This is a genomic window from Streptomyces sp. CBMA291 (assembly GCF_014596525.1).
GTDB lineage: Bacteria > Actinomycetota > Actinomycetes > Streptomycetales > Streptomycetaceae > Streptomyces.
On record NZ_MSJP01000104.1, the window covers coordinates 1 to 15,058 of the forward strand.

Genomic DNA, 15,058 nt, shown 5'->3' on the forward strand with positions numbered 1-15,058 from the left:
CCTCCGGCAGCCAGACGGGCGCGCCGTCGGCGAGCACGGACCGGAAGGGCTCGGGGGCCGCCGGGGGGATCCACTGCCAGGCCTCCGCCTCGGCCGCGCCCACCCCCGCGTGACCGGCGAGCCGGAGACACCCGGCCCCGGCGGGCCGCCACAGCCAGAGGCTGTCGGCACCGAGCGGGGCGAGCCCTTCCGCCAACAGCGTGTGCGCGGCCTCGCCGACCGCATCGGCGACCTCCGCCTCGGCGGCCGTACGCCGGTACCGGCGCCGCTCGACGAGATACCCGGGGGTGTCGGGTCGGACATCGCCGGCGCCCGCGGCTTCGGGACCGGGCTCGGGATTGCCGGGGCGTATGCCTCCGGCGGCGGGGGGTGCGGGCTCGGGCCGGGGTCCGGCCCCGGGCTCAGGCTTGGGCCGGGGTCCGGCCTCGGGCTCGGCCTCGGGCTCGGACCCGGGCTCGGACCCGGACCCGGACCCGGGCTCGGGCTCGGGCTCGGGCTCGGGCTCGGGCTCGGGCTCGGACCCGGACCCGGCGGGGCGCACATCCACGGCGCCCGCACCCACCCCCCGACCGCCCCCCGCACCCGTATCCGCACCCGTATCCGCACCCGTGCCGGTGAGGCGTACGCCCCCCTGGTTCGGCTCCCCGTCGGCCGCGTTCACGATGTCGGCGGCGAGGTCGGCCGCCGGGAGGCCGGTCGCCTGGGCGAGGGCGGTCAGGTGGTCGGCCGCCTCGGCGGGAGGCAGCCGCAGCTGGGCCGCGAGCACCCCGGTGGCGAGGTCGAGCAGGTGCCGGTGGGCGAGCCGGGTGCGCAGCCACCGGTTCTCCGCGACGAGCGCGGCGGCCCCCGGCTCCTCCGGAGCAGCCCGCGGGGCCTCCTCGTAGTCGCCGGAACCGGTCAAGTCGGCCTCCGTCCCGCCCTGGCGCGCCCACCGGGAAGGTCCCGGCGGACGTGCTCCGGGCGTACGCGCGGTTCACCCTCCCATTCGAACACTCTTTGGCGGCTCGGGACCGGCCGGACGGGTGCGGCCTGTGCGGCGAAAGCCCGGTGGCGGGGGGACGGGACCCGCCCGTCCTCAGTCCCGGGCGGCTTCCGTACGTCCCCGGTCGCCGCCGCCCACCGCGCGCAGGGCGAAGGGCAGGAAGCGGTCCGCCGCCGCTTGCGCTTCGGGTCCTTCGAGCCGCTCCGGCGGGCGGGGGGTGAGGAGGAAGCGGGCCATGACCGGGCCGACCACGATCTCGCCCAGCAGTTCGGCGTCCTCGACCGGCGGGATCTCGCCCCGGTCGGCGGCGAGCCGTACGACCTCGGCCACCCGCCGGTACACGGGCGCGAGGAAGGCCGTCGTGAGCGCCTCGGCCAGGGTCGCGTTGTGGGCCGCCTCGCCGATCAGCGCGCGCATCAGCCGCCCTCCCTCGCCGGTCACGGCGAGGACCTTGTCCCGGAGGACCACCCGGAGATCGCCTTCGAGGCCGCCGGTCGCGGGCGGGCCGTAGGGATCCTCGGCGAGGCTCGCGGCGGCGGCGACCACCAGTTCCTCCTTGGACGACCAGCGCCGGTAGAGGGTCGCGGTGGAGACCCCGGCCCTGGCCGCCACGGCGGCGGTGGTCAGGGCCCCGTAGCCGCTCTCGGCGAGCACTCCGAGCGTGGCGTCGAGAAGCGCCCGGTCCCGGCCCGCGTCCCTCGGGCGGCCTCGGCGCGGTGCGGGGTCCGCGGGAGAGGCGGCGGGGGCTGCGGAGGCGGTGTCTTCCATGCCGCAAGACTAATCCAGCAAAAACGAAACGAAATGATTTCGTTTCGTTTACACTCGACGGCATGAGCGCTCCCGCCACCTTCGCGACCTCGTCCACCGCCGACGCGGCCACCACCGTCGCCCGGCTGAACGCGACCTTCGCCAGCGGCCGCACCCGGCCCCTCGCCTGGCGCAAGGCCCAGCTCCGCGCCCTGCGGCGACTGCTCACCGAGCAGCAGGAGACCTTCGCCGCCGCCCTTCACGCGGACCTCGGCAAGAGCGCCACCGAGGCGTACACCACCGAGATCGGCTTCACCCTCAACGAGATCGACCACACCCTGCGCCACCTCCGCCGCTGGCTGCGCCCCCGCCGCGTCCCGGTGCCGATGGCGCTCCAGCCCGCCCGCGCCCGTACGATCCGCGAGCCGCTGGGCACCGTCCTGGTCATCAGCCCCTGGAACTACCCGCTGCAACTGGCCCTGGCCCCGCTCGTCGGCGCGCTGGCGGCGGGCAACACCGCCGTCCTCAAGCCCAGCGAGCTGGCCCCGGCCACCTCCGCCGCGCTGGCCCACTGGCTGCCCCGCTTCCTGGATCCGACGGCCGTCGCCGTGGTCGAGGGTGCCGTCCCGGAGACCACCGCCCTGCTTGAGCAGCGCTTCGACCACATCTTCTACACCGGCAACGGCACGGTCGGCCGGATCGTGATGGCCGCAGCCGCCCGCCATCTCACCCCGGTCACCCTCGAACTGGGCGGCAAGAGCCCCGCCGTCGTGGAGCCGGGCGCCGATCTCGCGACCGCCGCCCGCCGTATCGTCTGGGGCAAGTTCATGAACGCGGGCCAGACCTGCGTGGCCCCCGACTACGTCCTGGCCGTCGGCGCCGCCGCGGACGCGATCGAGCCGCATCTCACCGCCGCGATCCGCGAGATGTACGGAAGCGACCCGGCGCACAGCCCCGACTACGGACGGATCGTCCACGAGCGTCACTTCGACCGGCTGACCGCCCTGCTCGGCGACGGCCGGATCGTCACCGGCGGCGACCACGACCGCGCCGACCGCTATCTCGCCCCGACCGTCCTCGCCGACGTCGACCCGGACGCCCCGGTGATGAGCGCCGAGATCTTCGGGCCCATCCTGCCCGTCGTCCGCGTCCCCGACCTCGACGCCGCCCTCGCCTTCATCACCGCCCGCGACAAGCCCCTGGCCCTGTACGCCTTCACCGCGAGCGCCCGCAGCAAGCGCCGGATCGCCGCCGAGACCTCCTCCGGGGCGCTGGCCTTCGGCGTACCCAACGCCCATCTCGCCGTTCCCGGGATGCCCTTCGGCGGTGTCGGCGAGAGCGGCGTCGGCGGCTACCACGGCCGCCACTCCCTCGACACGTTCAGCCACACCAAGGCGGTGCTCGACAAGCCGCTCCGTGCCGACACCCTCCGCCTCGCCTACCCGCCCTTCACCCCGTTCAAGTCCGGCCTCCTCCGCCGCTTCCTCTGAGCGGGGCGGCCCGACCGACCGACCGTGCCTGGCGTCGCTCCGCTGCCGCGTCAGGCGCGGGGCACCGCCAGGGTCGCCAGCTGGTCGGCGTAGGCGTCGAGCGCGGCGAGGGCCTGGGTGTCGTCGCGGTCGATCAGCCAGTTGAGGGTGAGCCCGTCCAGGAAGTTCAGCCCGTAGCGGGCGAGGACGGCGGTCTCCACGCTCCACCGGATGTCGGCCAGCCGGGCGACGGTCCGCAAGTGGTCGACATTGGCCTGGAGATACTGCTGGTACTGGCGGCGGGCGACCTCGGCGAGACCCGGCTCGCGCAGCGCGTACTGGGTGAGTTCGTAGGTGAGTTGGTGCTCGTCGGGGCGCTCGCGGATGCCGTCCCAGTAGGCGTGCAGGAAGACCCGGAGCAGGTCGCGCGCCGAGGCGCCGTCGACGGGCGCGTCGAGGGGGAAGGCGAGCGAGCGCAGCATGATGCGCTCGATCACGCTTTGCAGAAGCTGCTGCTTGGAACGGAAGCAGTAGTGGAAGGCGCCCAGCGGAAGCCCGGCCTCGCCGACGATGGCCCGGGTGGTGGCCTTGGCCACGCCGTCACGGATCATGACGCGGATGGCGGCCTCCACGAGTTGCTCGCGGCGCGCTTCGGCGGACTGGCGGACCATGGGGTCTCCCGGGTGGGTCTCGTGGGGGGGGCGGCGGGCCCGGTGGCGCCCTAGAGGAAGGCGTGGCCTTCCCCTCGGTAGGTCGGGACCACGTCGACGACCCGGTCGCCTTCGACCAGGTGCAAGTGGTTGACCCGCTCGCACAGTTCGCCCGCCTTGGCATGCCGGAACCATACGCGGTCGCCCAGCCGCAGCCTGTCGGCGACGGCGCCGGTGAGCGGGGTCTGGACCTCGCCCGCCCCTTCGCCCGGCAGCATCCGCAGCCCGGCCGGCCGGACCGGGAGGGGCAGCCGGTCGAGACCGGCGGGCCCGGACGCCACCCAACCGCCGCCGAGCAGGGTGACGTGCCGGGGAGCGGGCCTGCGGACGACGGACAGCACGAAGTGGGCGGCGGGCAGGGGACGGAAGCGCCGGTAGTGGTCGAAGAGCCCGGGGGCGTACAGACCGGAACCGGCGCCGAGTTCGGTCACGGCGGGTTCGGCCGAGGTGCTCTCCAGGCTGCCCGTTCCGCCGCCGTTGACGAACTCCAGGGGGGTGAGGGCGCGTACGGCGTCGACCACGGCGGCCCGACGCTCGCGCAGTTCCCGCGCGGAGAGCCGCTGGACGAGCCGTACGGCCGCGCGGCTCCCGGGCAGTCCCGGCCGGTTGTCGCCCACTCCGGCGATCTGCCCCTCGTACGCCATGACGCCGACGAGCCGCAGCCGCGGCCGGGCGAGCACGGCGACAGCGAGGGCGCGGGCCTGTTCGGGGGTGTGCACCGGGGAACGGCGCATCCCGAGGTGGACGCGCCCGCCCGCGAGCCGGAGGGAGGCGTCGAGATCGAGGCAGACGCGCAGCGGGGGCCCGTCGGGGCCGACGGCGTCGGTGATCACGTCCAGGTGCGCCGCGGAGTCGACCATGAGCGTGACGCGGGCCGCGAGCCGCGCGTCGGCCGCCAGGCGCCGGAGCGCGGGCCCGTCGGTCGAGGGGTAGGCCACCAGGACGTCGTCGTGGTCCTCCGCCAGCCACAGGGCCTCCGGGAGGGTGAAGGCGAGGACGCCGGAGTAGCCGGGCACGCGCAGTACGTCGCCGAGCAGCCGACGGCAGCGGAGGGACTTGCTGGCCAGCCGGATCGGCTTCCCGCCGGCGCGTCGCGCCATACGGGTGGCGTTGACGGCCAGCGCCCCGAGGTCGACCACCGCGAACGGCGGCTGGAGGGACGCGGTGGCCCGCTCAAGCTCCTCGGGGGTCGCGGGGCGGGCGGTGGAGACGGGGGCGGCGGAGGCGACGACCGGGGCGATGGCGCCGGGCGAGACGTCCGGGGTCGCTCGGGACCCCGCGTCCTGGGCGGCCTGCGCGCCGTGGACCCGCCCGGACGGGGCCTGCCCGTCCCGGTCCCGCATGTCCCGGCTTCGCTCATCCCGGCTCTGCTCATCCTGGCTCTGCGTGTCCCGGCTCTGAGGGGAACTTCCCATGCTGGAGGGGCCTTTCTCGGGGCCTGGAGGGCGGCGCTGGCAGGGCTCTGCCCCGGCTCTGAGGGCCGCTCGGGGGTGCCTCACCTTGCTCTTGGTCAGTTGTCCAAGTCAAGGCCTCCCACCCCTTGACTTGGACAACCGACCAAGACGACGCTGCCCCCGACGCGTGCCATCGGCCGCCGATTCCGCCCGTTCTGTCTGTCGAGAGGACTTCCGGTATGACCGAGGTATGGAGCAACTGGTCGGGCAGCGAACGGGTACGGCCCTCGCTCGTCCGCGCCCCGGCGAGTACGGACGAGGTGGCCGCCGCCGTGTCGGAGGCCGCCGCGCGCGGGCTGCGGGTCAAGGCGATCGGCTCGGGCCACTCCTTCAGCGGCGCGGCCGTCGCCCCCGGCGTCCAGCTCCGCATGGACGGCATGGGCGGCCTGCTCTCCGTGGACCCGGCCGAGAAGCTGGTCACGGTGGAGGCGGGGATGCCACTGTGGCGGCTGAGCCCGCTCCTGGCCTCGCACGGGCTCGCCATGAAAATCATGGGCGATATCGACCGGCAGACCGTCTCGGGGGCGATCTCCACCGGGACGCACGGCTCGGGCTTGCGCTTCGGCGGTATCTCCACGCAGATCAGGGCCTTGCGGATGGTCCTCGCCGACGGCTCGGTGGTCACCTGCTCCGCCGAGGAGCGCCCCGAGCTGTTCGAGGCGGCACGCGTCGGGATCGGGGCCCTCGGGGTGATCACCGAGGTCACACTCCAGTGCGTCGACCGGTTCGCCCTGCACGCCCGGGACACCACGACGCCGGTACGGGAGGTCCTCGACCGGATCGGGGAACTGACCGAGGAGAACGACCACTTCGAGTTCTTCTGGTTCCCCCACAGCGATGTGACGCTGACCCGCCGCTTCACCCGGCTGCCCGGCTCCACTCCGCTGAAGCCGATCGGCCCCGCCGCCCGCAGGCTCGACCGGCTGGTCGGCGACCTCGGGTTCGAGGGGCTGTGCCGTCTCGGTACGGCGGTTCCGGCGCTGGTGCCGCCGATCGCCCGGTTCGCGGCGCGGGCGATGTCCGCGCGGGAGTGGACGGACCTGTCCCCTCGGGTGTTCGCCTCTCCGCGCGAAGTCCGTTTCCACGAAGGCGAGTTCGCGATCCCGCGTGAACACGCCGTCGACGCGCTCCGGGAGATCGAGCGGTGGATCGCGTCGACCGGCGAGCGGGTGTCCTTCCCGCTGGAGGTGCGGTTCGCGGCGGCGGACGACATCTGGCTCTCCACCGCGCACGGCCGCGAGACCTGCTACATCGCCTTCCACCAGTACCACCGGATGTCCCACCACCGGTACTTCCGGGCCTGCGAGGACATCCTGGGCTCCTACGGCGGCCGCCCCCACTGGGGCAAGATGCACACGCTGGGCGCGGGCAGCCTGCGCTCCCGCTATCCGCGTTTCGACGACTTCACGGCCCTGCGCGACACCCTCGACCCGACCGGGGTCTTCGCCAACTCCTATCTCGACCGCGTCCTCGGGCTCGCGCCCGGCGCCGTACCCGTCACCCGCGACCTCGTCAGGACCACGGCCTGACCCTCCCGCCACGGCCCGCGCCCCGGCCCCGCCCGTCCCTCCCCGCCGGGCGCCGCTCCCGCCACCCCTGCCCCAGGAGACCTCATGCCCCGCCCCGTCCACCCGGAGATCTGCGACGCCTCCGCCTCCGATCTGGTCCGTCGTCTGCGCTCGCGCGAACTGTCCGCGCGCGAGGTCATGACCGCCCATCTGGAACGCGTCGAGCAGCTCAACCCGGAGCTGAACGCGATCGTCACCCTCACCGCCGAAGCGGCCCTCGAAGGGGCGGCCGAGGCGGACGAGCGTCTGGCGCGCGGCGAACCGGTCGGTCCGCTGCACGGACTGCCCGTCGCCCACAAGGACACCCACAACACCAAGGGCCTCCGCACCACCCACGGCTCCCCCGTCCTCGCCGACCATCTGCCCGAGCACGACGACATCAGCATCGAGCGCATGCGGGCCGCCGGGGCGATCACCCTCGGCAAGACCAACGTCCCCGAGTTCGGGGCCGGTTCGCACACCTTCAACCCGCTCTTCGGGCCGACCCGCAACCCGTACGACACCACACGCTCGGCCGGTGGCAGCAGTGGCGGTACGGCGGCGGCCCTGGCGGCGGGGCTCCATCCGCTGGGCGACGGCAGCGACATGGGCGGCTCGATCCGCAACCCGGCCTCGTTCTGCAACATCGTGGGACTGCGCCCCTCGCCGGGCCGGGTGCCGCTGTGGCCCGACTTCACCCCCTGGGCCACCCAGGTCGTCCAGGGCCCGATGGCCCGCACCGTGACCGACGTGGCGCTGCTGCTCTCGGTGATGGCCGGGCCCGATCCGCGCTGCCCGGTCTCCGTCGACCAGGACCCGTCCGTCTTCGCCGCCCCGCTCGACGGCGACGTGCGCTCCCTGCGGGTCGCCTGGTCGCCGGATCTGGGCGGAGTGGTGCCCGTCGAACCGGTCGTGGCCGAGGCCGTCGAGGCGGCGGCCGGGGTCTTCGCCGGACTCGGGTGCTCCGTCGTCCGGGACTGCCCCGATCTCGCCCTCGCGGACGAGGTCTTCCGTACGCTGCGGGGCTGGCAGATGGCCACCGCGCTCGGCCCCCTGCTCGAAGCCCACCCCGACCAGGTCAAGCGGACCCTGGCCGAGAACATCGCGTTCGGGCAGCGGCTGACCGGCGCGGATCTGGGCCGGGCGGAACTCCTGCACGGCGAACTCTTCCACCGCATGAGGAACTTCTTCACCCGCTACGACGTCCTTCTGCTGCCTGTCAGCCAACTGCCCCCGTTCCCGGTGGAGATCGAGTACCCGACCGAGGTCGCCGGTACCGCCATGACCGACTACCTGGACTGGATGAGGTCGGCGTACTCCATCTCGGCCACCGGCAGCCCCGCACTCGCCGTACCCGCCGGATTCACCCCGGAGGGCCTTCCGCTCGGCGTCCAGCTCGTCGGCCCGCACCGGGGCGAACTGCCGCTGCTGCGCGCCGGATACGCCTTCGAGCAGGCCACCCGGTACGGCGAGCGGCGGCCGGGCTGAGCGGGGCCGTGGCGCCGCCGGAGCCCCGGGCCCCGGCGGCGGCTCAGCCCTCCGGGGGCGCCAGGGGAACCCGGCCGACGGCCCGGCCGTAGTCGTCGAGGAGCCAGCCCATCCGCTTGCGCGCGCCCGTCGTGACGGCGCGGTCCGCGATCTCCAGCGCCGGGAAGGCCTCGGCAAGCTGCGCCTCGAAGGATTCGATGGCCGACAGGCTGTGCAGCAGCACCTGGACGAAGAGGTTGTGCGGGCCGGTGACCGAGGCGCACAGCCGGACCTGGCCCATCCTGGCCAGGTCCGGCCCCGTCTGCCTCAGAAGACGGTGGGGGACGGTCATGCGGTAGGTGACCATGGCGGGCAGCCCGGCGAGCGGGTGGGCGAAGTCGCAGCGCAGCGTGAGGTCGCCGTCGCGGAGCATCCGCCCCACTCCCCGGCGGGCCACGTGCTCGCCCAGCCCGGTGGCCGCGGCCAGGGCCGTGTAGCCGAGACGCGCGTCGCCGCCGAGCGCCGCCAGAAGGGCACGGTCCTGAGCGGACCGCCGGGGGCTGTCCCGCACCCCGTACGGCGTCCGGCTGGGCGGTCCAGCCGTGCCGAGTCCGGCCCGGCCGGCCGGCTCCATGGCCCTGATGCGCCAGTCGCCGCCCTCTCCGTACAGGCTGATGCCCAGCTGTGTCCGCATCGAACGGACGCCGTCCAGGCCGCCGATGGCGTGGTGCACGGCCCGGCCGAGTTCCGACGGCCGGTAGGCGCCCACGGCCAGCAGGAGATCGAACTCGCCGGTGACCTCCTCGACGCCGAACACCCAGGGCAGCGCGCACACCCGGGCGCTCAGCGCCTCGCGGGCGCCCGGCTCGCTGCTCACCTCGACGAAGGCCACCGCGGCCGTCCTGGCCGAGTCGTAGGCGGTCACCCAGGCGAGTCCGCCGGTCGTCAGCCGCTCCCAGCGGCGGGCGGCCGTCGTCGCGTCGATGCCCAGGGCCCGTCCGATGGCCGCCCACGGGGCGCGCGGCGAGGACTGGAGGGCGTCGATGAGCGCGAGGTCCTGCTCGGTGAACTGCGCTTCGCGCCCCGGACAGAGGACGGAGGCGTCGGATTCACGACGGAACGACTCCAGTCCGTCATTTTCCTGCAATTTGGCGTCATGTTCGCTCACGCGCCAGATCTTAGGTGCACTTCCGGCCGGAGCGCTGCTGCGGCCCCAGGTGAGAGGAGTGCCATGCCTGCTCCGTCCGTCCCGTCCCCGCCCCCGGCCGCCGCCGACCGGGGCGCCCCGGGCAAGCGCGCCGTCAGGACCACGGTCGTCCTGCTGTTCGCCGCCTGGCTGATCGACTACGCCGACCGGCTCGTCATCAACTTCGTCCTGCCGTCCATCGGCGAGGAGTTCCACCTCACACGCGGACAGCAGGGCCTGATCGTCTCGGCGTTCTTCCTCGCCTACGCCCTGGCCCAGGTCCCCGGCGGCATGCTCACGGACCGCTTCGGCGCCCGCCGGGTGACCCTGTGGGCGCTGCTTTCCTGGTCCCTGTTCACCGCGCTCACCGGCTTCGCCTGGTCCTTCGCGGCACTGCTGCTCATGCGCTTCGCCTTCGGTGCCGCCGAGGGCGTCTTCCCCCCGGCCGCGATGAAGGTGCTGGTCGAGCGGACCGCCCCCGCCGAACGCATGGGGGCCAACGGCGTGATCATGAGTTCCAACGCGTTCGCGGCCATCCTCGTGCCGCTCTCGGTGGCCCCGCTCGTCGCCGTCTTCGGCTGGCGCTCGGCCTTCTTCTCGACCGCCGCGCTCGGCGTCCTCGTCATCGTGGCGATACGGGCCTGGCTGCCGGCTTCCCGGCCCCTGACCGAGCCCGAGGCCGAGGCGGCCCCCGAGGCCAACGGGCAGCCCTGGCGGCTCCGGGACGTGCTGCGGTTCGGCGTGCTCTGGCGCTTCGCCGCGATGATGTTCGGCTACAACGTCGTCACCGGCGGGCTGATCACCTGGGCCCCGTCGTATCTCAGCACCGAGCGGGGGGTCCCGCTCGCCTCGTCCGGTCTCCTCCTGGTCCTCCCCGCGCTCGCGGGCGCGGCGGCCACCATCATCGGCGGGCGACTGGCCGACCGGCTCGGCGGCCACCACCGCAAGGTGATCGTGCCCGGCATGGCCGTCGCCGCGATCGCCCTGCCCCTGATGGCGTACTCCCCCTCGCTCATCGGGTTCGTGGCCTTCGCCACCCTCGTCGTCTTCGCCGCCTCCCTGGCCTACATGCCGATCTTCGCCGTGCCCCTGAGCGGTCTGCCGTCCGCCTGCCTCGGGGTGGGCAGCGCCGTCATCGTCCTCGGCGGACAACTGGCCGGCATGATCACGCCGCCTCTCGTGGGCGCGCTCGCCGACTCCTTCTCCTTCCCCGTCGCCTTCACGGTGACCGGCGTCGGCGCGATCATCGCCTCCGCCATGGCCTTCCTCACCCCTCAGGACGCCGACGCCTTCCGCGCCGTCCTCCCCCGCCCCCGCACCACCCTGGAGCAGTCATGACCACCACTTCCCCGACCGGGCTCCTCACCGGTATCGCCGACCTCGTCCCCGAACTGCGTGCTCTGTACGAGGACTTGCACGCCCATCCCGAGCTGTCGTTCCAGGAGGTCCGTACCGCGGGCGTCGTCGCCGAGCGGCTGCGCGCCCAGGGCTGGAAGGTCACCGAGGGCGTCGGCCGCACCGGCGTCGTCGGCGTCCTCGCCAACGGCCCGGGACCCGTCGTCCTGCTCCGCGCCGACATGGACGCCCTGCCGGTGGAGGAGAAGACCGGCCTGCCGTACGCCTCCACAGCGCGGGGCACCGACCGCGACGGCAACGACGTCCCCGTCATGCACGCCTGCGGGCACGACATGCACGTCACCTGTCTGCTCGGCGCCACCGGACAGCTCGCCGCCCACCAGGACGCCTGGCACGGCACCGTCGTCGCCGTCTTCCAGCCCGCCGAAGAGGTCGGCGGCGCCCCCGCCATGATCGAGGACGGCTTCCTCGACCGCTTCCCCCGCGCCGAGATCTGCCTGGCCCAGCACGTCCTGCCGTCGCCCCTCGGCTACGTGGTCACCCGTCCGGGTCCGGTGATGGCCGCGAGCGACAACCTCAGGGTCCGGCTGCACGGGCGCGGCGGCCACGGCTCCGTCCCGGAGCTGACCGTGGACCCGGTCGTCATGGCCGCCGCCGTCGTCATGCGCTTGCAGACGGTCGTCTCGCGCGAGGTGGCCGGGACCCAGACCGCGGTGCTGACGGTGGGCGCGATCCACGCGGGTACGAAGGAGAACGTCATTCCCGACACCGCCGAGCTGCTGATCAACATCCGCAGTACCACCCCGGCGGTGCGCGAGCGGGTCCTCGGCGCGGTCGAACGCGTCGTCCGGGCCGAGTCCGCCGCCTCGGGCGCCCCGAAGGACCCCGAGATCATCCCGTTGGCCGCGTTCCCCGTGACCGTCAACGATCCGCAGGCCACGGCGGTCGTGACCACGGTCCTCGGCGATGTCCTCGGCCGGGACAAGGTCCTCGTCACTCCGCAGCCTTTCACCGGAAGCGAGGACTTCGGCATCTTCGGCGACGCGCTCGGGGCCCCCTCCGTGATGTGGTACTTCGGCAGTCTGCCCGCCGCCGTCTTCCAGGGCCTGAGCCCCGCCGAACTCATGACGAACGGTCTGCCCGACTCCGTCCCCACCAGCCATTCCCCCCTCTACGCCCCCGACCCCGACCCGACCATCCTCACCGGGGTCACGAGCCTGCTGGCCGCCGCCGCGCACTGGCTGCGTCCCTGAACGCGTCGGTGCGCGGCGGCGGGTGGGGAAGGCAGGCACTCACGCGCCCGTACGGGCCCGCCCTCCGGTCCCCGGGTTGACGAGGTAGTCGTCGACCACCCGCTTCACCTGCCCCGTCTTGCCCTCGCGGTAGAGCCAGTGGCTCACGACGTCCATGGTGTACAGGCGCGCTTCGGGGAAGGAGGCCGCCATCCGGCGGGCGCCGGGGAGCGGGGTCGCGTAGTCGAGCGTGGCGTTGACCACGAGGACGGGCGGGAGCGGGCCCGCCGACCGCGCGGGGCGGGGCTTGGGCGGCATGGTCCAGCCCTGGCAGCCGAGGACGAAGTCCAGTGCCTGGGCGTTGTACCGGACGTGCGGGGCGGCTTGGGCGACCCGCTGGAGGATGGCCTGGTACTGGGCGTGGTCGCGGATTCGGAAGTCGTAGTCCCGGCACAGGACCAGCCGGTGGGCCGGTTCACCTTCGGTGTCGATCCACTGGACCTGGCCCTTGCCGCTGTGGAGGGCGGCCAGTTGCTTCGCCGACTCCGCCAGCGCACCCTTGCCGACCCAGAAGGTCAGCAGGCCGGCCAGCCGGTCGGCGTCGACCTTGGTGCGGGTCGGGCCCTTGGGCCCGGGGTCGCGGAGCGTGCCCGCGTCGGCGCGGGCGAACAGTCCGTCGGTGACGGCGACCACGTCCTTGCCCTTGAGCGCACAGGTCCCGTCCTTCGCGCACCACTCCGCGAGCCGCTTCAGCGCGCCGTCCAGGGTGACGGCGGCTTCGGTGAGATAGCGCTCGGCGCCCGGCCGGCCCGGGTCGAGGGCGCTGTCGAGGGCCAGGGCGCGGAGCCTGCCGGGGAAGAGGCGTGCGTAGCGTTCGCCGATGAGGGTTCCGTAGGAGTGGCCGATGAAGCTGATGCGGCTCTCGCCGAGGGCGGCGCGGATCGCGTCCATGTCGCGGGCGACGCTCTCGGCGTCCATGTGGGCGGCGAGCGGCCCGGTCTCCTTCAGACAGCTTTCCGCCAGTCGGCCGTTCAGGGTGCGCAGCCGTCCGAACTCCGCCGCGTCGTGAGGGCGGGCCGGGATCGAGCCGAGAAGGTTCTCGTCGCAGACGGCCCGGTGGCTGCGGCCGATGCCGCGCGGGTCGAAGCCGATCATGTCGAAGCGCCGGAGCATCTCCGGGGAGTAGCCGCCTGATGGGCCGTCGGCGTACATCGCGTCGCCGAGACCGGGTGCGCCGGGGCCGCCCGGGTTCGACAGGAGGACGCCGACGCGCCGTGCGGGGTCGGTGGCCCGGTGGCGGGCGACCGCGATGCCGATCTTCGGCCCCTTCGGCTGCGACCAGTCCAGCGGGACCTTCACGGTGCCGCACTCGGCGCGCGGGCCGGGGTCCGGGAAGGGCGGATCGGCGGTGCAGGCACCCCAGATGATCGCCGGGGTGGAGGCGGGGACGGAGGCGGATGCGGGGGCGGATGGGGAGGCGGGGGTGGTGACGGACGGTTGCCGGGCCGCTGCCGCCGCGCCCGGCGCGGTCAGCGTGGTGGCGGCCATGGAGGAGGCGGACAGGGTGAGCAGGAGGAGTGCGGAGAAGGTTCGGCGCCCCGGGGAGCGCGGCGGCCCGGAGGCCGTCTGCGGCCCCGAGCCCACGAACGGGTTCACCTGCGGACTTCTGTACGGATTCACCTGCGGGTTCGTATTCACGTCGCCGACTCTTCCGGGCCCGTGTGATGGCGCCCCCATGAGGACGTGGTGGGAACGTAACAAGGCTCCAGGCCACTCGGATGTCCACGCCGCCGCTCACCGGAGCGTGAGGAATCGATTCACCAGACCGATTTATCAACAATCCATGAAATATGCCTGGTTGGGATGACTTTCTGTGGTGAACCGGGGGCGTGCAGGGTTCACGCGCCCGGCGCCCATCACAACGTGCGCCGGGGCAAGATCTGTTGCTGTCCGTAGTTTCCTAGCTTCATACTGTGATGGACGCCTCGGCCTCGTCCGCCGATCGCGCACCCACCCGTCCCGTCACCCCCGTGAGTGAGGCGTGCCATGCCCTGGTTAACGGCGCGAAACGCACTGACCGTAGCCGCCCAGCCGGTCCTGCTGCTCGCCGCCGTCTCCGTCTTCGCCCTCACCCAATGGCGCGGATGGGAACCGGGGATGACCACCTTCCTCTTCCAGTTCGCGGTGCTCGGCCTCCTCGTCGTGCTGGAGTTCCTCATCCCGTACGACCCGTCCTGGCGGCCGACCCGCCGGGAGTGGGGGTACTACGCCGTGTACTACGTCCTCACCGCCACCGGCGGCGGACTCGGCCAGAACCTGGTGCTCTACGGCGTCGGCGCGCTGGCGAACCCCCGCCCCCTGCTCCCGCTGTGGGGCGAGATCCCGCTGGCGCTCGTCATCGGCTCCCTCGCGAGCTACGCGGTGCACCGAGCCGGGCACACCTACGCCTGGATGTGGCGGCTGCACGGGGTGCACCACGTGCCGAACAAGGTCAACGTCGCCAACAACGGCGTCAACCACGTGGCCGATGTGATCATCTCCCAGGGCTTCGTTCAGCTCGCTCTGGCGCTGGTCGGATTCTCCGAGCGCGCCGTCTTCGGCGTGGGCCTCTTCATCGTGGCCCAGGGGTACTTCGTCCACGCCAACATCCGTGTCCGGCTCGGACCCTTCAACCACGTCCTCGCCGGTCCCGAGCAGCACCGGCTCCACCACAGCACCGACCTCGCCGAAGCCGGTCACTACAGCTCGGACCTGGCGCTGTGGGACAGAGTCTTCGGCACGTTCACCTGGCGTCCCGGCCGTGAACCGGTGGCCGTCGGCCTGACCGACCCCCGCGCCTTCCCGGCGACCGGCCGCATCCTCACCACGCTCGTCCACCCCTGGCGCCGTTCCACCGGCTGACCCCCGC

Annotated in this window: 12 protein-coding genes; 6 read left to right on the forward strand and 6 right to left on the reverse strand. The window is 73.4% G+C overall.

From position 1 onward, the window contains the following. Together BU197_RS30770 and BU197_RS24805 are read right to left on the reverse strand one after the other, a co-directional pair. Nucleotides 1-901, reverse strand: a 901-nt coding sequence (locus BU197_RS30770; protein WP_223184131.1) for an ANTAR domain-containing protein, incomplete at its 3' end; no start/stop codon positions are given. Nucleotides 902-1,075: 174 nt separating this feature from the next. Beyond that, on the reverse strand, nucleotides 1,076-1,750 hold the full coding sequence (locus BU197_RS24805) for a TetR/AcrR family transcriptional regulator (RefSeq protein WP_188270534.1): 675 nt from the start codon (nucleotides 1,748-1,750) through the stop codon (nucleotides 1,076-1,078). 62 nt (nucleotides 1,751-1,812) lie between these two features. Here BU197_RS24805 and BU197_RS24810 point away from each other — a divergent pair, with 62 nt between their 5' ends. After that, the gene (locus BU197_RS24810; protein WP_188270535.1) at nucleotides 1,813-3,219 is read left to right on the forward strand and encodes an aldehyde dehydrogenase family protein; all 1,407 of its coding nucleotides are present in this window, start codon (nucleotides 1,813-1,815) and stop codon (nucleotides 3,217-3,219) included. A gap of 50 nt (nucleotides 3,220-3,269) precedes the next feature. Here BU197_RS24810 and BU197_RS24815 read toward each other — a convergent pair whose 3' ends face one another. Both BU197_RS24815 and BU197_RS24820 read right to left on the reverse strand, forming a co-directional pair. After that, nucleotides 3,270-3,869: a TetR/AcrR family transcriptional regulator gene (locus tag BU197_RS24815; protein WP_188270536.1), complete on the reverse strand. Its 600-nt coding sequence runs from the start codon at nucleotides 3,867-3,869 to the stop codon at nucleotides 3,270-3,272. 50 nt (nucleotides 3,870-3,919) lie between these two features. After that, nucleotides 3,920-5,251: an amino acid deaminase/aldolase gene (locus BU197_RS24820; RefSeq protein ID WP_188270537.1), complete on the reverse strand. Its 1,332-nt coding sequence runs from the start codon at nucleotides 5,249-5,251 to the stop codon at nucleotides 3,920-3,922. 290 nt (nucleotides 5,252-5,541) lie between these two features. Between BU197_RS24820 and BU197_RS24825 the strand changes: the two genes are divergently transcribed. After that, the gene (locus BU197_RS24825) at nucleotides 5,542-6,891 is read left to right on the forward strand and encodes a D-arabinono-1,4-lactone oxidase (RefSeq protein ID WP_188270538.1); all 1,350 of its coding nucleotides are present in this window, start codon (nucleotides 5,542-5,544) and stop codon (nucleotides 6,889-6,891) included. Between the two features lie 84 nt (nucleotides 6,892-6,975). Further along, the gene (locus BU197_RS24830; protein WP_188270539.1) at nucleotides 6,976-8,397 is read left to right on the forward strand and encodes an amidase; all 1,422 of its coding nucleotides are present in this window, start codon (nucleotides 6,976-6,978) and stop codon (nucleotides 8,395-8,397) included. A 43-nt stretch (nucleotides 8,398-8,440) separates the two neighbouring features. On the opposite strand, the gene BU197_RS24835 is transcribed toward BU197_RS24830, so the two are convergent. Next, entirely contained in the window at nucleotides 8,441-9,544 is a 1,104-nt protein-coding gene (locus BU197_RS24835) for an Lrp/AsnC family transcriptional regulator (protein ID WP_317452233.1), read from the reverse strand. 63 nt (nucleotides 9,545-9,607) lie between these two features. On the opposite strand from BU197_RS24835, the gene BU197_RS24840 reads away from it, so the two are divergent. Together BU197_RS24840 and BU197_RS24845 are read left to right on the forward strand one after the other, a co-directional pair. Continuing rightward, a complete protein-coding gene (locus BU197_RS24840; protein WP_188270540.1) occupies nucleotides 9,608-10,900 on the forward strand; it encodes an MFS transporter in 1,293 nt (430 codons plus the stop codon). Next, nucleotides 10,897-12,171, forward strand: coding sequence for an amidohydrolase (locus BU197_RS24845; RefSeq protein WP_188270541.1), 1,275 nt, complete (start codon nucleotides 10,897-10,899; stop codon nucleotides 12,169-12,171). The genes BU197_RS24840 and BU197_RS24845 overlap by 4 nt, the downstream gene beginning before the upstream one ends. Before the next feature lie 39 nt (nucleotides 12,172-12,210). On the opposite strand, the gene BU197_RS24850 is transcribed toward BU197_RS24845, so the two are convergent. Beyond that, nucleotides 12,211-13,806, reverse strand: a complete 1,596-nt coding sequence (locus BU197_RS24850; RefSeq protein ID WP_317452234.1) for an alpha/beta fold hydrolase — start codon at nucleotides 13,804-13,806, stop codon at nucleotides 12,211-12,213. Between the two features lie 390 nt (nucleotides 13,807-14,196). Here BU197_RS24850 and BU197_RS24855 point away from each other — a divergent pair, with 390 nt between their 5' ends. Then, a complete protein-coding gene (locus tag BU197_RS24855; protein ID WP_188270543.1) occupies nucleotides 14,197-15,051 on the forward strand; it encodes a sterol desaturase family protein in 855 nt (284 codons plus the stop codon). Nucleotides 15,052-15,058 lie beyond the last annotated feature (7 nt).

Bases quoted from the DNA above. Each gene is read 5' to 3' on its own strand.
- BU197_RS24805 (WP_188270534.1), bottom strand. From the start codon at position 1,750: ATGGAAGACACCGCCTCCGCAGCCCCCGCCGCCTCTCCCGCGGACCCC.
- BU197_RS24810 (WP_188270535.1), top strand. From the start codon at position 1,813: ATGAGCGCTCCCGCCACCTTCGCGACCTCGTCCACCGCCGACGCGGCC.
- BU197_RS24815 (WP_188270536.1), bottom strand. From the start codon at position 3,869: ATGGTCCGCCAGTCCGCCGAAGCGCGCCGCGAGCAACTCGTGGAGGCC.
- BU197_RS24820 (WP_188270537.1), bottom strand. From the start codon at position 5,251: ATGCGGGACCGGGACGGGCAGGCCCCGTCCGGGCGGGTCCACGGCGCG.
- BU197_RS24825 (WP_188270538.1), top strand. From the start codon at position 5,542: ATGACCGAGGTATGGAGCAACTGGTCGGGCAGCGAACGGGTACGGCCC.
- BU197_RS24830 (WP_188270539.1), top strand. From the start codon at position 6,976: ATGCCCCGCCCCGTCCACCCGGAGATCTGCGACGCCTCCGCCTCCGAT.
- BU197_RS24840 (WP_188270540.1), top strand. From the start codon at position 9,608: ATGCCTGCTCCGTCCGTCCCGTCCCCGCCCCCGGCCGCCGCCGACCGG.
- BU197_RS24845 (WP_188270541.1), top strand. From the start codon at position 10,897: ATGACCACCACTTCCCCGACCGGGCTCCTCACCGGTATCGCCGACCTC.
- BU197_RS24855 (WP_188270543.1), top strand. From the start codon at position 14,197: ATGCCCTGGTTAACGGCGCGAAACGCACTGACCGTAGCCGCCCAGCCG.